We start from the raw sequence: 341 nt of genomic DNA, 5'->3' as shown, positions 1-341 counted from the left end.
ATCCACCACGAACACCCGCACATTCCCCAAGGGGGTGCCGATCGGGACTGCTGCCTCGACCTGACTCGAAACTGTGTAGGCCGTTGCGTAGAACGTCTCGGTGGGGCCGTAGCCGTTGACGACACGCACCCCCGGCAGCAGGGCCCTGGTCTGTTCCACGATCCGCGGTGGCAACGGTTCACCGGCAAAGATGACGGTATCGGCGGTGATACGCAGGGCGGGGTGGTCGAGCACCTCCGCGAACACCGACGGCACCGTACTGATCACACCACCGGACCAACCACCCCGCTCGACGAGGACCAACACATCCCGCACCACCTCCACCGTCCCACCCCCACACA

Annotated in this window: 1 protein-coding gene; it reads right to left on the bottom strand. The window is 65.4% G+C overall.

The window, feature by feature from the left end:
- Positions 1–315, bottom strand: a 315-nt coding sequence (locus ACX4ZE_RS23250; RefSeq protein ID WP_480275601.1) for an AMP-binding protein, incomplete at its 3' end; no start/stop codon positions are given.
- Positions 316–341 lie beyond the last annotated feature (26 nt).

It is taken from the genome of Nocardia sp. TBRC8007 (assembly GCF_056629435.1).
This window is presented reverse-complemented; position numbering and strand designations above follow the sequence as displayed.